This is a genomic window from Agrococcus sp. ARC_14 (assembly GCF_022436485.1).
Taxonomy (GTDB): Bacteria; Actinomycetota; Actinomycetes; order Actinomycetales; family Microbacteriaceae; genus Agrococcus.
The window spans coordinates 751,423-767,906 of sequence record NZ_JAKUDO010000001.1 but is presented as its reverse complement, the minus strand read 5'-3'; the positions used below and the strand labels follow the sequence as shown (position 1 = coordinate 767,906).

Genomic DNA, 16,484 nt, shown 5'->3' with positions numbered 1-16,484 from the left:
CGAGGGTCAGCGCTCCGGCTCGCCCGTCACCAGGCCGCGCAGCCAGTCGCGCGCATCCTCGAACGACCTGTCGGTGTAGCGCCGCTCGACCTCGATGCGCTGCCCGTCTGCCCGCGGGTACGAGCCCAGGAACGTCACCTTCGGTGAGAAGCGCTTGAGGCCCAGGACCGCATCCGCCACCCGCTCGTCTCGGATGTGCCCGTCGGCGTCGAGGACGAACCGGTAGCGGCCCAGGCGGTCGCCGATCGGGCGCGACTGGATCAGCGAGAGGTTCACGCCACGGGTCGCGAACTGCTCGAGCATGTCGAGCAGCACGCCGGGCTCGTCGCTGGGAAGCTCCACCACCAGGCTCGTCTTGTCGGCGCCCGTCGGCTCGCCCGGGCTGCCGGCGCGACTGACGAACAGGAACCGCGTCACCGCATCGGGGTTGTCGCCGATGCGGTCGGCGAGCACGTCGAGGCCGTCGACCCACTGGCCGATCGTCGGCGTCGAGAGGGCCGCCTGAGCCGTTGCGGCGCCGGTGCCGAGCTCTGCGGCAGCGGTGACGTTGGATGCGGCAGGCAGGTGCGCGCGGCCCGGCAGCTCACGCTGCAGCCAGGCCGAGCACTGCGCCCACGCGACAGGGTGGGCAGCGATGACGCGGATGTCGTCGAGGCGCGTGCCTGCGGGGGCCACGAGCGAGAAGTTGACGCTGACGACGTGCTCGGAGACGATGCGCAGCCCGGGGGTCGCGGCAAGCGCATCCTGCGCGGCCGTCACGCCACCTTCGATGGAGTTCTCGATCGCGATCATCGCCGCGTCGGAGCGGCCATCGGCGACCGCGGTCAGCGCCTCGGCGACGTTCGCGACCGGCACGCGCTCCGCGGCCTCGATGCCGGAGACCTGCTCGAGCGCGGCCTCGGTGAAGGTGCCGCGAGGGCCGAGGAAGGTGACGACGCGCGGCTGACTCATGATTGCCAGCCTACGGCGGCGCGCTCCGCACGCCGCGTTCGCTCAGCGCATCGAGACGACGACCTTGCCGCGCACGTGGCCGCCCCGCTGCAGCTCGACCGCCTCGCGGATGCGCTCGATCGGGAAGGAGCGCTCGATCGGCAGCACCACCGACCCGTCGGCGAGCGCAGCGGCGATGCGGCCCAGGGCACCCACGGAGGCATCGCCGCCGCCGATGCGCCGGACGCCCGCGGGCGCATCCGCACCCGCAGCGATCGCCGAGATGCGCTGCGGCGCGACCCCGAGCTCGAGCGCGGCGTCGATCGTGGTGGTGCCATGCAGGTCGACCGCGGCGGCGAGGCCCTCCGGCGCGGCCGCGCGCAGCCGCTCGACCAGTCCCTCGCCGTAGGCGACCGGCTCGGCGCCGAGCTCGCGCAGGAAGTCGTGGTTCGACTCGGATGCGGTGGCCAGCACGCGCGCCCCGCTCGCGACCGCGAGCTGGGTCGCGAGCACGCCGACGCCGCCGGCGGCGCCGCCGATCACGACCGTCTCGCCCGGCAGCGGCGCGACGGCGCCCACGGCGGCATCGGCCGTGCGCGCGGCGATCTGCAGCGAACCCGCGACCTCGTCGTCGAGCCCGTCCGGCGTGCGCGTGAGCGACGCTGCCTCGGCCACGACGTGGTCGGCCACGGCCGCACCGCGACGTCCGCCGAAGACACGATCACCGACCGCCCAGTCGAGCACGCCGTCGCCGAGCGCATCGATGGTGCCCGCGAAGTCGTTGCCGAAGCCGCCGGGCAGCGTCACGCCGAAGACGTGCGCCAGCTGCTGGCTCTGCCCGATCTTCCAGTCGACGGGGTTGAGGCCTGCCGCCGCCACGCGCACGCGCACCTGGCCGGGCCCCGGATCCGGAGCGTCGCGCTCCACGACCTCCAGCTGCTCGGGTCCTCCGAATCGCTGCTGCTGCACGAACCTGCTCATGGTGCCTCCCGGTCGGTCCCCTCCGAGCAACCGTGCCCAGCCGGCGAGCATTCCCTGCCGCCCGGTGCCGCACGGTGCTTGGATGGGGCCATGAGCAGAGCCGGCACCGTCGCCCAGCCCCAGGACCTCATCGACGCGCGCGCCCTCGAGCGCGCCTACTTCGAGCTCGTGCCGGACGTCACGAACCCCGATCAGGCCGTCGCCTTCGGCACCTCCGGCCACCGCGGCAGCGCCTTCGACTCGGCGTTCAACGAGGCGCACATCCTCGCCATCACGCAGGCGATCGTCGAGTACCGCGCCGGGCAGGGCATCACCGGCCCGCTGTTCATCGGTCGCGACACCCACGCGCTGTCGCTGCCCGCCGAGCGCACGGCGCTCGAGGTGCTCGTCGCGAACGGCGTGCGCGTGATGGCGGATGCCCGGGGCTCGGTCACGCCGACCCCCGCGGTATCGCGGGCGATCCTCGCGTACAACGCCACCGCATCCGACACCGACCTGGCAGACGGCATCGTCGTCACCCCCAGCCACAACCCGCCGCGCGACGGCGGCTTCAAGTACAACCCGCCGCACGGCGGGCCGGCGGACTCCGACGCGACGGGCTGGATCGCGAAGCGCGCCAACGAGCTGATCGCGGCCGGCCTCGAGGGCGTGCAGCGGCAGGCGGTCGAGGGGTCGAGCGATCGCAGGATCGAGCTCTACGACTTCCGCGACGAGTACGTCGCCGCGCTCGGCCGCGTGATCGACTTCGAGGCGATCAAGGCGGCAGGCATCCACATCGGTGCCGACCCGCTCGGCGGTGCGGCCGTGGAGTACTACGGCGCCATCGCGGAGCGCTACGGCATCGACCTGACGGTGACCAACCCGACGGTGGATGCGACCTGGTCGTTCATGACGCTCGACTGGGACGAGAAGATCCGGATGGATTGCTCGAGCCCCCATGCGATGGCCTCGGTGCTCGCGCGCAAGGACGAGTTCGACATCCTCACCGGCAACGACGCCGACGCCGACCGCCACGGCATCGTCACGCCCGACGGCGGGCTCATGAACCCGAACCACTTCCTGGCGGTCGCGATCGAGTATCTCTTCGCGCACCGGCCGCGCTGGCGCGCCGACGCCGCGATCGGCAAGACGCTCGTCTCCTCGTCGATGATCGACCGGGTTGCGGATGCCCTCGGCCGGCGGCTCTGGGAGGTGCCGGTCGGCTTCAAGTGGTTCGTGCCGGGGCTCGTGGACGGCTCGGTCGGCTTCGGCGGCGAGGAGAGCGCAGGCGCCTCCTTCCTGCAGCACGACGGCACGGTCTGGACGACCGACAAGGACGGCATCCTGCTCTGCCTGCTGGCCTCGGAGATCCGCGCGGTGACGGGCAAGAGCCCTTCGCAGCTCTACGCCTCGCTGACGGCGCGCTTCGGGGCGCCCGTGTACGAGCGCGTGGATGCGCCGGCGACGCGGGAGCAGAAGGCGCGGCTCGGGAAGCTGACCGGTGACGCGGTGACCGCGACCGAGCTGGCCGGAGACCCGATCGTCGCGAAGCTCACGGAGGCGCCCGGCAACGGCGCGGCGATCGGCGGCCTCAAGGTCGTCACCGAGCGTGCGTGGTTCGCCGCTCGGCCCTCCGGCACCGAGGACGTCTACAAGATCTATGCGGAGTCGTTCGCGGGTGCCGACCACCTGCGACAGGTGCAGGCGGAGGCGAAGGCGATCGTGGACGCCGCGCTGGGCGTCTAGGCGCGCCGCTGTCAGCGGCCGCTCCTACGATCGCTCCATGAGCGAGCCCTTCGAGTTCCGTGTCAGCGACGAGCAGCTCGAGCGGCTGCGCGCCAGGCTCGCCGACGTCGTGCTGCCCGAGCCGACGCCGGGCGCGCGCGGCATCCCCATGCCCACCATGCAGCGCCTGGTCGACCGCTGGCGCGACGGCTTCGACTGGCGTGCCGTCGAAGCGCGCCTGGCGTCCTACGAGCACCGCGTCGCGACGATCGAGGGCACCCGCATCCATTTCGTGCACGTGCGCGGCGGCCGCCCCGGCGCCGTGCCGATCGTGCTCACGCACGGCTGGCCGTACACCTTCGCCGAGATGCTGCCGCTCGCTGAGGCGCTGCGCGGCGAGGTCGATGTGGTCATCCCCTCGCTGCCAGGCTTCGGCTGGTCGGAGCCGCTGCCCGAACCGTTCACCTCGAAGGCGGTCGCGCGCCGCTGGCGCAGCCTGATGGTCGACGAGCTCGGCTACGAGCGCTTCCTCACCTACGGCGAGGACGTCGGCACCGGCGTCAGCGACTGGCTCGCGGGCGCGCACGCGGACGCGGTGGCCGGCCTGGTCGCGACCCACGCGTCGTTCGGCGTGCGGGATCGCGGCGAGCAGCTCGATGCGGCAGAGGCCGCCTTCTTCGACCGCTTCGACGCCGAGGGGCCGCTCGCCGGCGGCTACGCCCATCAGCAGGGCAGCCGCCCCGACACCACGGCGACCGCGCTGCTCGACTCCCCCGTCGGTCTGCTCGCCTGGGTGGGCGAGAAGCTGCTGGAGTGGGCAGGCGACGACGGGCTGCCCGACGACACCGTGCTCACGACCGTCATGCTCACCTGGCTGACCGGTTCGATCGGCACCTCGTTCCGGCCCTACAGCGACCGCGGGGAGGCACCGCATCCGCTCGTCGACGTGCCGGTCGCCGTGCGGGTGCAGCGCCGCGAGCGCGACTACCCGCGCTCGCTCGCCGAGCGCAGCTACCGCGACCTGCGCTCGTTCTCGGTGCTCGAGCGAGGCGGGCACTTCCCGGCGCTCGAGACGCCGACAGAGGTGGCGGCTGCGGTGCTCGAGCTGGCGCGCGCGGCACCTGCCGGCGAGGGGTAGCCGGGCGCTGTGCCGCTCGGGGCTACGGGGCGAACGAGTCCGTGACGATCCGCACGTCGGGACCGAGCGCATCCGTCACGAGCTCCACGCCCGACTCGACCGTCAGCTCGTTGCGCCAGGCCGACCGCGTGATCGGCTCGGCCGCGTCGACGAGCGGATGCAGCTGCAGGTTGCGGCGATGGCTCCAGTCCTGCGTCGCGAACTGCGTCGGCGTCAGGTCGAAGTGCATGTAGATCGGCACAGCCGCCGGATCGACCACCTCGATCTCCCCGCCCGGCTCTCCCACCAGGTCGAACTGCGCGACGGCGCTCACGACCCGCGGGATCGCCATCTGCGTGGTCACCGAGTTGCCGAGCGAGTAGTAGACGAAGGCGCGCGAGCCGTCCTCGCGCTCGAGCCACTCGGCCTCCTGCAGCACGTGCGGATGCGTGCCGAGGATCACGTCGGCGCCCAGCTCGGCGAGACGCTGCGCCTGCTCGCGCTGTCGGTCGTTGACGACGCTCGAGTACTCATCGCCCCAGTGCACGGCCAGCACCGTGGCGTCGGCGATCTCATCGGCCTCGGCCAGCTGCTGCTCGACGAGCGGGTCGTCGAGCCAGGTCACAGCCTGGTCGTTCGTTGGCGTGTTCGAGAGGTCGACGAAGTTGAGGAACGCGACCGTGAGGCCGTCGATCTCGGTCGTCGGCACCTCGGCCTGCTCCTCCTCGGAGCGGAAGGCACCGTGGATCAGCAGCGGGTCGAGGTCGTCCCACACGGCGCGCGTGCGGTCGATCCCCTCCTGGCCGCGGTCGAAGGTGTGGTTGTTGCCCAAGCCGATCGTGTTGCAGCCGGCGTCGGCGATGCCCTCGGCGAACTCGACCGGGGCGTTGAACGCCGGGAAGTAGGTGAGCCCCAGCTCGACGCCCCCGCTGGGCGCCTCCTGGTTGCAGTAGACGAGGTCGCTCTCGGCCCAGATGGGCCGTGCGGCATCCCAGAAGTGCCCGTACTCGTACGTGCCGTCGGCCTGCAGCGCATCCGCCGTCACCGAGTCGTGCGGCAGGATGTCGCCCATCGCGCTCACCGACACCGTCGCCGGCTCCGGCGTGGGCGTCGGGGTGGCGGATGCGCTGGGCTCGGCAGCCGGCTCGGTCGCGGTGGCCGTGGGGTCGAGCGAGCCCTGCTGGCACCCGGTCAGCAGCAGCGCGGCCGTCGCGGCCGCGACCCCCAGCTGCAGGCTCCTGCGGCGGCGCGTCATGAAGCAGCCATCGCGGCGTAGATGATGAGCAGCACGACGATCGCCACGATCGTGAGCACCCAGTCCATGGCGGTGCGAGGGGCGCTGCCGCCGCTGCCGTCGTCGCTCGAGCTGGAGGACCGATGTGAGCTGCCGCCCCAGTTCCAGCTGCTCGAGCCGCCGGAGCGGGAGCTGGAGCCGCCGCTCGAGCCGCCGAAGAAGCCACCGCCGCCCGAGCGCGAGCCGCCGCCGAAGAAGCTGCGCGAGCCGCCGCCACCACCACCGCGGAAGCCACCGCCGCCTCCCTTGAAGCCGCCGCCACCTCTGGACCCGCCACCGATCTTTGCCATGTCGAGCAGACTACGTCGCGCTCCTGCACGTCGCTGCAGAACGCCCCATCCGTGTGACATCCGCAGGCAGGCAGATTCTCGGCATCCGTGCGCCGCGCTCTGCAACAATTCGCTCAGCGCACTCGCGCCGTGAGCTCGGCTGGAGGATGGTCCCGGATGCTGCAGTGGGTGAAGCGCCATCGCAGGTCGAGCACCGCCGCCGGCCTCATCACCGCAGTCAGCGTCGCGCTCGGCGTGCTCGCGCTCACCTACGACGGCTTCACCACCACCGACGTCGACCTGCACGACGGCAGCGTCTGGGTGACGAAGACCGAGACGCTGCAGCTCGGCCACCTGAACGTGCAGGCGCAGGAGCTCGACGGCGCGGTCGCCTCACCCTCCACCAGCTTCGACGTGCTGCAGGACGGCGAGCGCGTGCTGCTGCTCGCGCACGACTCCTCGACGGCGCTCGTCGTCGACACCGTGCAGCTGCGCACCGAGAGCCCGGTCGCACTCCCTCCCGGCGGCAGCATCGCCATCGGTGGCGGCTCCGTCGTCATCACCGATCCGGCGGGCCTGCTGTGGGCGATGCGCTTCGACGACCTCGCCGGCTTCTCTCCCGCGACGACCGACCCGACGCTCGAGCTCGAGGAGGGCGCCGTCGCGACGGTGGGCCGTGACGGCACGATCTTCGCGGTCTCCCCGGCATCCGGCACCGAGGTCACCCTGCGCGACAGCCCCGAGGGATTCGAGGCGGCAACGCGCGAGCGCGGCGAGCTGCGCTCGATGACGACTCCTACGATCACGGTCGTCGGCAGCGCCCCGGTGGTGCTCGACGCGGCATCGCAGACGCTGCTGCTGCCGGGCGGTGCGGTGCAGACCGAGGCGGATGCGGTGCTGCAGCAGGTGGGCGACGACGCTGCCGAGGTGGTGCTGGCGACCCCCACGCAGCTGGTGCGCCAGCCGCTGAGCGGCGGTGCCGCGACCGTCGAGGGCGAGCAGGGCTCCGCCGCTGAGGCCGTCGCCCCCGTGCAGCTCGGCGGCTGCGTGTATGCCGTCTGGCCGAGCTCGGCGCAGTTCCGACGCGACTGCGCCGACGACGGCCGCGACACCTCGGAGCTGGTGGAGGCGATGGATGGCTCGCCCGTCGTGTTCCGCGTCAACCGCGACGCCGTGGTGCTCAACCAAGTCGCCGAGGGCTCCTCCTGGCTGCTCTCCGACCAGCTCGTGCTGGTCGACAACTGGACGGATCTGGTGCCCCCGCCCTCGGAGGAGACGACCGACGAGGAAGAGGACAACTCCACCGAGGACCGCTTCGAGAACCAGCCGCCTCCCGCGAGCGAGGAGAACCACCCGCCGGTCGCGAACCCGGATGCCTTCGGCGCGCGGCCCGGCCGCGCGACGATCATGCCGGTGCTCTGGAACGACTCCGACCAGGATGGCGACGTGCTCACCGCCAGGCTCCGCGGCGAGCTGCCGGAGGGCGTCTCGGTCGCGGCGGTCGAGAACGACTCGAAGCTGCAGGTGCAGGTGGCCGCGTCGGTCACGAACGACTTCTCGTTCGAGTACGAGGTCGACGACGGCCGGGGCGAGACGGCCTCTGCGACCGTGCAGGTCGAGGTGCGCGGCGACGCCGAGAACGCGGTGCCCGAGCCGCTGCGCAGCGCCACCTTCGTCGTCGAGCAGGGCGCGACCGTGGAGTACCAGGTGCTCCAGGACTGGGTCGACCCCGACGGCGACGACCTCTACCTCATGGACGCCACGAGCGAGTCGGGCGACACCATCCAGACCGACCCGTCTGGGCGCCTCGTCTACACGGCGACCGGCGACGCTGGCCTGCAGGGCGTGCAGCTGACGATCTCCGACGGCCGTGAGCAGGCGACCGGCGAGGTGACGGCCGACGTGCGCGAACGCGGCGACGCGCCGCCGCAGGCCAACGCCGACTTCGTCTCGACCATCATCGGCCGCGAGGTGAGCGTGCGGCCGCTCCTGAACGACTACGCCCCCTCCGGCCAGCCGCTGCGTCTCGCGCTCGTCGAGGAGGCGCCCGGCATCACGATGGAGTGGGATGCGGTGACAGGCGTCGTGCGCATCGTCGACGGGCCGATCGGCACGCACTACCTCAGCTACGTCGTGGCCGCGGGAGGCCCGGCGTCGTCGACCGGCCGCATCCGGGTCGACATCCGCCAGGCCGACGACGAGGCACGGCCCATCGCCGTGCGCGACACCGCGCTCGTGCCGATGCAGGGCGAGGCCCTCGTCGATCTGCTGCAGAACGATGTCGACCCGGCGGGCGGCGTGCTGGTGGTGCAGGCGATCGAGGTCGAGAGCGCCGCCCCCGTCACGGTCGAGCTCATCGACCGGAGGCTGGTGCGCATCCGCGACACGGCGCTCGACGCGCCCTTCCAGTTCCAGTACACGGTCTCGAACGGCCGCTTCACCGAGACCGGCACCGTCGAGGTGATCCCGGTCGCGCCGCCGACCCAGCCGCGAGCCCCGGTGGCGGTCGACGACGTCGCGACCGTGCGCGCGGGCGACTTCCAGTCGATCGACGTGCTCGGCAACGACTTCTCCCCGGACGGCACCCCGTTCGAGCTCAGCCGCACGATCGTCGACACGAGCTTCGTCTCCGACGCCGAGGGGGTCGCGTTCATCGCGGAGGGCGAGCTGCGCGTGCACGCCCTCGAGGATGCGCCGTCCAGGGCGACCGTCACCTACGAGGTGGCCGACGAGCAGGGCAACCGCGACTCGGCGAGCGTCTCGATCCAGATCGTGCCGCGCGATCCGGAGCGCAACGACCGGCCGACCCCTGGCGCGGTCACCGCCCGCGTGCTCGCCGGCTCGCTCGTGCGCATCCCGATCGAGCTCGACGGCATCGACCCCGACGGCGACGGGGTGGAGCTGGTGGGCTACGACACCGCTCCCGAGCAGGGCGAGATCGAGGAGACCGGGCCGGATTACTTCGACTTCGAGGCCTACCCCGACGCCGGCGGCACCGTCGCGTTCACCTACCGGGTGCGCGATCGCTGGGGCGCGGAGGCGACGGCGAGCGTGACGATCGGCATCGCGCAGGCGGCCGACATCAACCAGCCCCCGTTCGCGGAGACCGACATCCTCACGGTGCGACCAGGACGGGCCGTCGCCGTGCCGGTGCTCGCGAACGACTCCGACCCCGACCAGGACGCCTTGGTGCTGCTCGCCGACGAGCTCGACCTGCCGCCGGAGCTCGCCGACGCGGAGGTCAACGTCGAACGAGGCACGGTCGATCTCGTGACGCCTGCCGAGCCGGGCGTGCACCAGTTCACCTACGGTGTGGCGGATGCGCGCGGCATGGCGACCACGGGGCTCGTGATGCTCACCGTCTCCGAGGACGCAGAGCTCAGCCCGCCGGTGGCGATCGACGATCCGGTGAGCTCCGTCGACCTGCGGCTCGGCGAGCCGATCGACGTGCCGGTGCTGGCCAACGATCTCGATCCCGACGGCGACCCGGATGCGCTGACGGTGTCGATCGTGACGGGTCCGGGGCGGGTGGTCCCAGGCGGCGTGCAGGCGACCCCCTCCGAGGCGTTCCAGGTCGTCACCTACCGCGTCACCGACATCGACGGGCAGAGCGCGGAGGCCTTCGTGAGCGTGCCGCCGGTGCGCGACCCGCGCCCGGTGCTCGCGATCTCCGAGCCGCTGCAGATCCCCTCCGGCGAGGAGCGCGAGATCGCGCTGCGCGACATCGTGTCGGTGTCCACCGACAACCCGCCACGACTCACCACCGGCGATCGCGTCAGCGCCGTCAACGACGACGACTCCGGCCTCGTCGTCGACACCGAGACGCTGCGCTTCCGCTCCCCGCAGGGGTACGTCGGCCCCGCATCCATCACCTTCGAGGTCACCGACGGCACCAGCCCGGAGGATCCCGATGGCAGCACCGCCGTGCTGACGCTGCCGATCGACGTGACCGCGTCGAGCGTCATCGCGCCCAGCTTCGCCGGCGCGTCATTGCAGGTGGTCGCCGGCGAGTCCGCCACTCGCTTCGATCTGCGCTCGGCCACCACCGACCCGGACCCGGGCGACCTCGAGGCGATGCGCTTCGACGAGCTGGCCGGCGCAGCGACGGGGGTGCAGGCCGGTCTCGAGGGCTCGACGTTCGTCGCGACCGCAGAGCGCACGACCGCGCCGGGCACCACGGGCGCCTACCAGGTGCGCATCACCGACCCCTACGGCAACGCCATCACCGGCACCGTGCTGATCGAGGTGGTCGCGACCAATCGACAGCTGCCGGTCGCGGTGGCCGATGCGGCAGAGGGCGAGCAGGGGCAGCCGATCGTCGTCGACGTGCTCGGCAACGACGTCAACCCCTTCGCCCGTGATGGCGTGCCGCTGCGGGTGGTCGATGCGCAGGTGGTCGGCGGCGATGGCGGGGCGACCTTCAGCGACCGCGACGTGACCGTGCGATCCGGCCAGGACTTCGCCGGCACCCTCACGGTGCGCTACACGATCGAGGACGGCACCGGGCTGCTCGAGCGTCGCGTCACCGGTGCCATCACCGTGACGATCAAGGGCCGCCCCGATGCGCCGCCGCGCCCCAACGTCGACGCTGTCGGCGACCGGCAGGTGACGCTCACCTGGGCGCCGCCGGCGCCGAACGGCGCACCGATCACCGGCTACCTCGTGCAGTCGAGCGACGGCGCCGTCGCGCAGCCGTGCCCGTCGACGACCTGTGTCATCGAGGGGCTGCAGAACGACGTCACGTATCGGTTCCAGGTGCTGGCGCAGAACGAGGTCGGCGACTCAGACCCCTCGGCAGCATCCGCCGACGCGCGGCCCGATCGCCGCCCGGAGCAGCCCTCCCCGCCGACCGCCACCCGTGGCGACTCGCAGCTCGCTCTGACGTGGACGCCCGCGGAGTCGCTCGGCTCGCCGGTCGTCGGCTACACGCTCGAGATCCAGCCGGCCGCGCCCGACGGCACGACCGCGGTCTCGCTCGGCAACGTCGCCGCCTACACCTGGACGGGGCTGGCCAACGGCACCGCCTACGCCTTCCGGCTCCAGGCGCACAACAGCGCGCCCGACCCGAGCGATCCATCCGCCTTCTCTGCACCGGAGGTGCCCGCCGGCAGGCCCTTCCCCGCGACCGACGTGTCGGCATCCGTCGACCGCAGCCTGCCCGACCGCGTGCAGATGGCCGTCACCTGGAGCGCGGCGAACGGCAACGGCTCACAGGTGCTGACCTACATCGTCACCTCGTCGACCGGGCTCACGCAGCGTGTCAGCGGCACCGCAGCCAGCTTCGGCAACGTCCCGGCCGACGGCGCGAACGTCACCTTCACGGTCGTCGCCGAGAACGACGTCGGCACCGGCGAGCCCTCTGCCCCGACCAGTCCGCTGCGCGCCGTGCTGCCGCCGGACGCACCGACGGGGGTGCGCGCCGTCGACGGCGATCGCTCCGCCCAGGTGAGCTGGACGCCGGGCGCGCGCAACGGGCTGCGCGCCGAGGAGGTCAGCTTCCAGGTGCAGGGCGGCCCTGCCGTGCAGAGCTTCGGCCCCGGCAGCAGCTCCGGCACCTACACGGGCCTGGCCAACGGCGAGACCTACGGGCTGGAGGTGCGCGCGGTCGCCGTGATCGACGGGCAGAGCTACGCGAGCGCCTGGGTGCGAGCCTCGAGTCAGACGCGGCCCTTCGGGCCCCCGCCCGCGCCGGTCATCAGCATCACCTCGCAGGTGCACCAGGTGACGTACCACTGGGCACCGGGCGGCACCAACGGACGCGCGCTCGACCGCATCGAGTGGACGCAGAACGAGAACGGCGCGAACATGCAGCGCGTCAGCCCGACGAGCGGCTCGCAGGCGCAGGAGCTCTCGCCTGGCTGGAACGCGCACATGACCGCGGTGGCGATCGACGTCGACGGCAACGTCAGCGAGCGCATCACGATCGGGCCGGTGGCCGCAGGCTACGCGCCGCCGCCGCAGCCGCTCGCGGCCGTCACCGGGTCCTCCGGGGCGGTGACCTTCACCTACGGGCCGAACGGCACCACCGACCGCCCGCTCGACCGGCTCGAGTACGTGCTTGACGACGGCTCCTCGGGCTGGACGGTGGTCCGTCCCGCCGCGAACGGGTCGTTCGGGATGCCGCGCGACCCGAGCCTGGAGGCGTGCATCCGCGTGCGGGTGTTCGACACCGGCGGGCTCGAGAGCGAGCACATCGTCGCCTGCGGCTACGCGCTGCCGTGACGGCCGCGGGGGCCGCGACGGCTCAGCCGTAGTCGGGAGCGCTGCCGGATCCGAGGTACTCCTCGTAGGTGCGCGCGCCCTGCTCGTGCATCGCGGTCGAGACCTCGACGCCGACGAAGCGGATGTGCCAGGGCTCGTAGTGGTAGCCGGTGATGCCCTGGAGCCCATCCGGATAGCGCACGATGAAGCCGTGCTCCCAGCCGTGCTCGGCGACCCAGCGGCCCGCGGCGGTGTCGCCGAAGCAGACGTCGAGCTCGCACACACCACCGGTGCCCCGCAGGTCGACCGCGAGCCCGGTCTGGTGCTCACTGTGGCCGGGGCGGGCGCTCGTGGTGTCGGCCACCGCTTGACCGTTCCTCGCGACGTAGCCGTTGTAGAGCTCGGTCTGTCGGGCATAGCTGCGGTAGGAGGAGAAGACGTGGATGCCCTCGCCGATGTCCACTCGCATCGCGTCCGACATCGCCACCAGCGCCGCGTCGACCTCCGGCCGCACCGTCTCGTCGCCGTCCTGCGCCGTCGACACCGACACCAGCTCCGGCAGATAGTCGGCCGGCTGCAGCGGCGTGCGCTTGTTGACCAGCACCTGCAGGCTCGTGGCGGACTCGATGTCGCCGGCGGCGGGCGGCTCGGCAGCCTGCGGGGGTGCCGCGGTGGCGGGCGTCGACGGCGTGGGAGTCGGCGTCGGCGAGGGGCTCTGTGCGGTCGGCGTCGCGGTCGGCGTCTCGAGCGCCGTGGGCGTCGGCGAGGCGCTCGGCACCGGCTCCGGCGCGGCGCATCCGCTCAGGACCGCGACTGCGGCGATCGTCCCCAGCACGAGTCCAACAGTCCGACGCATGCCTCCCATCGTGGCATGCGTCGCGCATCCGTCGCGCACGAACGCTGCGGATCGGAGTAGCATGGGGCCCGCTGACCATTCGCCGGGCTAACGACCTACCGATCTCGAGATCTGGCCCGTCCCGGCGTGACGCCCTCGTAAGAACTGAGCTCATGCCCTCGCAAGACCCCCGCCCTGCCACGCCCGAAGCCGACGCGACCCCCCTGATGACCCGACGCCAGATCACCCTCGTGCTGATCGGCCTGATGATGGCGATGTTCCTGTCGTCGATCTCGCAGACCGTCGTCGGCACGTCGATGCGCACCATCGCCGACGACCTCCACGGTCTCGACCTGCAGGTCTGGGTCGTGACCGCGTTCCTGATCGTCTCGACGATCGTGACGCCCATCTACGGCAAGCTCAGCGACATCTTCGGCCGTCGGCCGCTGTTCCTCATCGCGATCGTGCTGTTCCTCATCGGCTCGATCGCCTGCTCGTTCGCGCAGGACATGGTGCAGCTCGCCGCCTTCCGCGCGCTGCAGGGCCTCGGCGCCGGTGGTCTCATGTCGCTGCCGATGACGATCATGGCCGACGTGCTCAACCCGCGGGAGCGCGCCAAGTACCAGGGCTACTTCCTCGCCGTCTTCGGCGTCTCGTCCATCCTCGGCCCGCTGATCGGCGGCGTGTTCGCCGGTGCCGACCAGATCCTCTTCCTCGAGGGCTGGCGCTGGGTGTTCCTGTTCAACCTGCCGATCGGCGCCGCCGCGGTCTGGATGGTCTTCCGCTACCTGCACCTGCCCGCGCACCACGAGCGCGTGAAGATCGACTGGTGGGGCGCCGCCCTGCTGGTCGTTGGCGTCGTGCCGCTGCTGCTCGTCGCAGAGCAGGGCAGGGAGTGGGGCTGGGCCTCGACCGCCGCCATCGCCTGCTACATCGTCGGCGCGATCGGCATCGCGCTGTTCGTGCTGGTCGAGTCGCGCATGGGCGACGCGGCGCTCATCCCGCTCCACCTGTTCCGCAGCAGCACCTTCTCGATGGCGACCGTGCTGGGCGTCTTCACCGGCTTCGGCATGTTCGCGGCCATGATGATGATCCCCTTCGTGCTGCAGATCGTGCACGGCATGAACCCGACGGAGGCTGGCCTCGCGACGCTGCCGATGATCCTCGGCCTCATGATCGCCTCCATCGGCTCCGGCCAGATCATCGGCCGCACCGGCAAGTACCGGCTGTTCCCCGTGATCGGCCTCGGCATCATGGCGGTCGGCTACGGCGTGCTCGTGACGCTGCAGTTCGACAGCCCGCTCTGGATGCTGCTGCTCGCGCAGCTCTGCATCGGCCTCGGCCTCGGGCAGCTGATGCAGACGCTCACGATCGCCTCGCAGAACGCTGTGGAGCCGAAGGACATGGGGGTCGCGACCAGCGCATCCACCTTCTTCCGCCAGCTCGGTGGCACCACCGGCGTGGCCGTGGCCTTCTCGCTGCTGTACGCCCGGCTGCCGCAGACGCTGGAGGACGCCTTCGCGCGCCCCGACCTCCGCGCCGATCTCGTGGCTGCCGCGCAGGACCCCGAGGTGCTCGCCGACCCGGGCAACGAGCGCATCCTCGGCGTGCTGGAGAACCCGGAGCGGATCGGCGGTGCCCTCAACGAGGACTCCTCGTTCCTCAACACCGCTGACCCGCGGCTCGCGGCGCCGTTCCTCGACGGGTTCAATACCGCGACCATGGCCCCGTTCTGGGTCGCGCTCGCCGTCGTCGCTGTTGCCTTCGTGCTGGCGATCTTCTTCAAGGCGCCGGCGCTGCGGCAGAAGTCGGCGATGGAGGAAGCCATGGAGGAGCGCGCTCGCGTCGCGCAGCTCGAGGCGGATGCATCGGCACCGGGCTCGTACGCCCCTCCCGTCACGACCTCGTCGATCCCTGTCGTCAGCGGCGACAGGGCGACCGCAGGAGAGGCGAGGGATCGGGATTCCTGAGGCCGCTCACAGGGGCCGCGCGTAGGTTTGGTGCCCCGGAGCGACCGCTCCATCGATCAAGGAGGTTGAGGACATGGGACTCGGCGACAAGATCTCGAACGAAGCCAAGGAAGCTGTCGGCAAGGCCAAGGAAGCCCTCGGCGACGCCACCGACAACGAGAAGCTGCAGGCCGAAGGCGTGCAGGACCAGGCTGTCGCGAACGCGAAGCAGGCTGGCGAGCACGTCAAGGACGCCGGGAACGACGTCAAGGACGCGTTCAAGGGCTGATCCTCAGCACGAATGAGGGGCGGGGCGCGAAAGCGCTCCGCCCCTCTCGTTCGGTCAGTAGTTCAGGTCCTCCAGCTGCTGCGCGTCTGCCTCGATGCCGAAATCGCGCGCCTGCGTCTGGATCTTCTGCGCGCGGGCGAGGCGCGGCAGGTCGCTGCCGTCGGTGATCTTTCCGCCCGATTCCTCGAACGCACGCACGAAGCCGTGTGCCCACGCGACCTCCTCAGCGCTCGGAGCGAGGCCCGCGTTGATGGTGGACGCCTGTGTGTGCGTCAGGCACAGCTTGCCCGACATGCCCATCTCCTTGGACAGCCTCGTGCCCTCGGCCAGCGCATCCATCGACAGCGTCGGGCCGTCGATCGGCGCGGGCAGCCGAGCGGCTCGCGACGCGATCACCAGCTGCGAGCGCGCGTAGGCGAGTGCGATCGGGTCGTCGCCGGTGGCGGTGTCGCGCTTGAAGTCGCCGGTGCCGAACGCGAGCCGGAACGTCGAGGGGGCGCTGGCGATCCGCTCGACATGCAGCACGCCGCGCGCGGTCTCGACGAGGGCGAGGATCGGCATGCCCTCCGGCAGACGGTCGGCGGTGTCGTCGACGTGGCTCGCCGACTCGGTCTTGGCGAGCATGACGCCCTCGAGTCCGGGCGCGTCCTTGAGGTCGGCGAGGTCGGTGCTCCAGAACTCGCTCGCGGCGTCGTTGATGCGCACCCAGGCGCGATGGCCGGACGAGAGCCACGCGACCGTGTCGGCGCGCGCCTGCGCCTTGTCCTTGGCGGCGACGGCATCCTCGATGTCGATGATGATCGCGTCGGCCTCGCTCTCCTGCGCGATGTCGAAGAGCTCCGGCTTCGAGGCAGGCACGAGCAGCCAGGAGCGGGCGATGAGGGGCGAGATGGCGGTGCTGGTCACGTGCTTCAG

At 71.7% G+C, this 16,484-nt stretch carries 11 protein-coding genes; 5 read left to right on the top strand and 6 right to left on the bottom strand.

The features are described 5' to 3' along the window. Window positions 1–6 precede the first annotated feature (6 nt). Window positions 7–951 (bottom strand): prephenate dehydratase, encoded by a 945-nt coding sequence (gene pheA, locus MKD51_RS03840; RefSeq protein WP_240238357.1) that lies wholly within the window; start codon window positions 949–951, stop codon window positions 7–9. Between the two features lie 42 nt (window positions 952–993). After that, the gene (locus MKD51_RS03835; protein ID WP_240238355.1) at window positions 994–1,911 is read right to left on the bottom strand and encodes an NADP-dependent oxidoreductase; all 918 of its coding nucleotides are present in this window, start codon (window positions 1,909–1,911) and stop codon (window positions 994–996) included. 90 nt (window positions 1,912–2,001) lie between these two features. Here MKD51_RS03835 and pgm point away from each other — a divergent pair, with 90 nt between their 5' ends. Then, entirely contained in the window at window positions 2,002–3,636 is a 1,635-nt protein-coding gene (gene pgm / locus MKD51_RS03830; protein ID WP_240238353.1) for a phosphoglucomutase (alpha-D-glucose-1,6-bisphosphate-dependent), read from the top strand. A gap of 37 nt (window positions 3,637–3,673) precedes the next feature. After that, window positions 3,674–4,753 (top strand): epoxide hydrolase family protein, encoded by a 1,080-nt coding sequence (locus MKD51_RS03825; RefSeq protein ID WP_240238351.1) that lies wholly within the window; start codon window positions 3,674–3,676, stop codon window positions 4,751–4,753. Between the two features lie 22 nt (window positions 4,754–4,775). Here the strand turns inward: MKD51_RS03825 and MKD51_RS03820 are convergent, their stop codons facing one another. Then, window positions 4,776–5,987, bottom strand: coding sequence for a CapA family protein (locus tag MKD51_RS03820; protein ID WP_240238349.1), 1,212 nt, complete (start codon window positions 5,985–5,987; stop codon window positions 4,776–4,778). Continuing rightward, window positions 5,984–6,316: a hypothetical protein gene (locus MKD51_RS03815; RefSeq protein ID WP_240238347.1), complete on the bottom strand. Its 333-nt coding sequence runs from the start codon at window positions 6,314–6,316 to the stop codon at window positions 5,984–5,986. Before MKD51_RS03815 ends, MKD51_RS03820 begins: the two co-directional genes overlap by 4 nt. Before the next feature lie 156 nt (window positions 6,317–6,472). Between MKD51_RS03815 and MKD51_RS03810 the strand changes: the two genes are divergently transcribed. Next, complete coding sequence (locus MKD51_RS03810) at window positions 6,473–12,517, top strand: Ig-like domain-containing protein (protein ID WP_240238345.1); 6,045 nt, start codon at window positions 6,473–6,475, stop codon at window positions 12,515–12,517. Between the two features lie 22 nt (window positions 12,518–12,539). Here the strand turns inward: MKD51_RS03810 and MKD51_RS03805 are convergent, their stop codons facing one another. Continuing rightward, the gene (locus MKD51_RS03805; protein ID WP_240238343.1) at window positions 12,540–13,352 is read right to left on the bottom strand and encodes a M15 family metallopeptidase; all 813 of its coding nucleotides are present in this window, start codon (window positions 13,350–13,352) and stop codon (window positions 12,540–12,542) included. 206 nt (window positions 13,353–13,558) lie between these two features. On the opposite strand from MKD51_RS03805, the gene MKD51_RS03800 reads away from it, so the two are divergent. Together MKD51_RS03800 and MKD51_RS03795 are read left to right on the top strand one after the other, a co-directional pair. Further along, window positions 13,559–15,301 (top strand): MDR family MFS transporter, encoded by a 1,743-nt coding sequence (locus MKD51_RS03800; protein ID WP_240238341.1) that lies wholly within the window; start codon window positions 13,559–13,561, stop codon window positions 15,299–15,301. A 73-nt stretch (window positions 15,302–15,374) separates the two neighbouring features. Beyond that, window positions 15,375–15,569, top strand: a complete 195-nt coding sequence (locus MKD51_RS03795; RefSeq protein WP_240238339.1) for a CsbD family protein — start codon at window positions 15,375–15,377, stop codon at window positions 15,567–15,569. A gap of 54 nt (window positions 15,570–15,623) precedes the next feature. Here the strand turns inward: MKD51_RS03795 and MKD51_RS03790 are convergent, their stop codons facing one another. Next, window positions 15,624–16,475 carry a CoA ester lyase gene (locus tag MKD51_RS03790; protein WP_240238338.1) on the bottom strand — a complete coding sequence of 284 codons (852 nt, stop codon included), beginning with the start codon at window positions 16,473–16,475 and terminating at the stop codon, window positions 15,624–15,626. Between the last annotated feature and the right edge of the window lie 9 nt (window positions 16,476–16,484).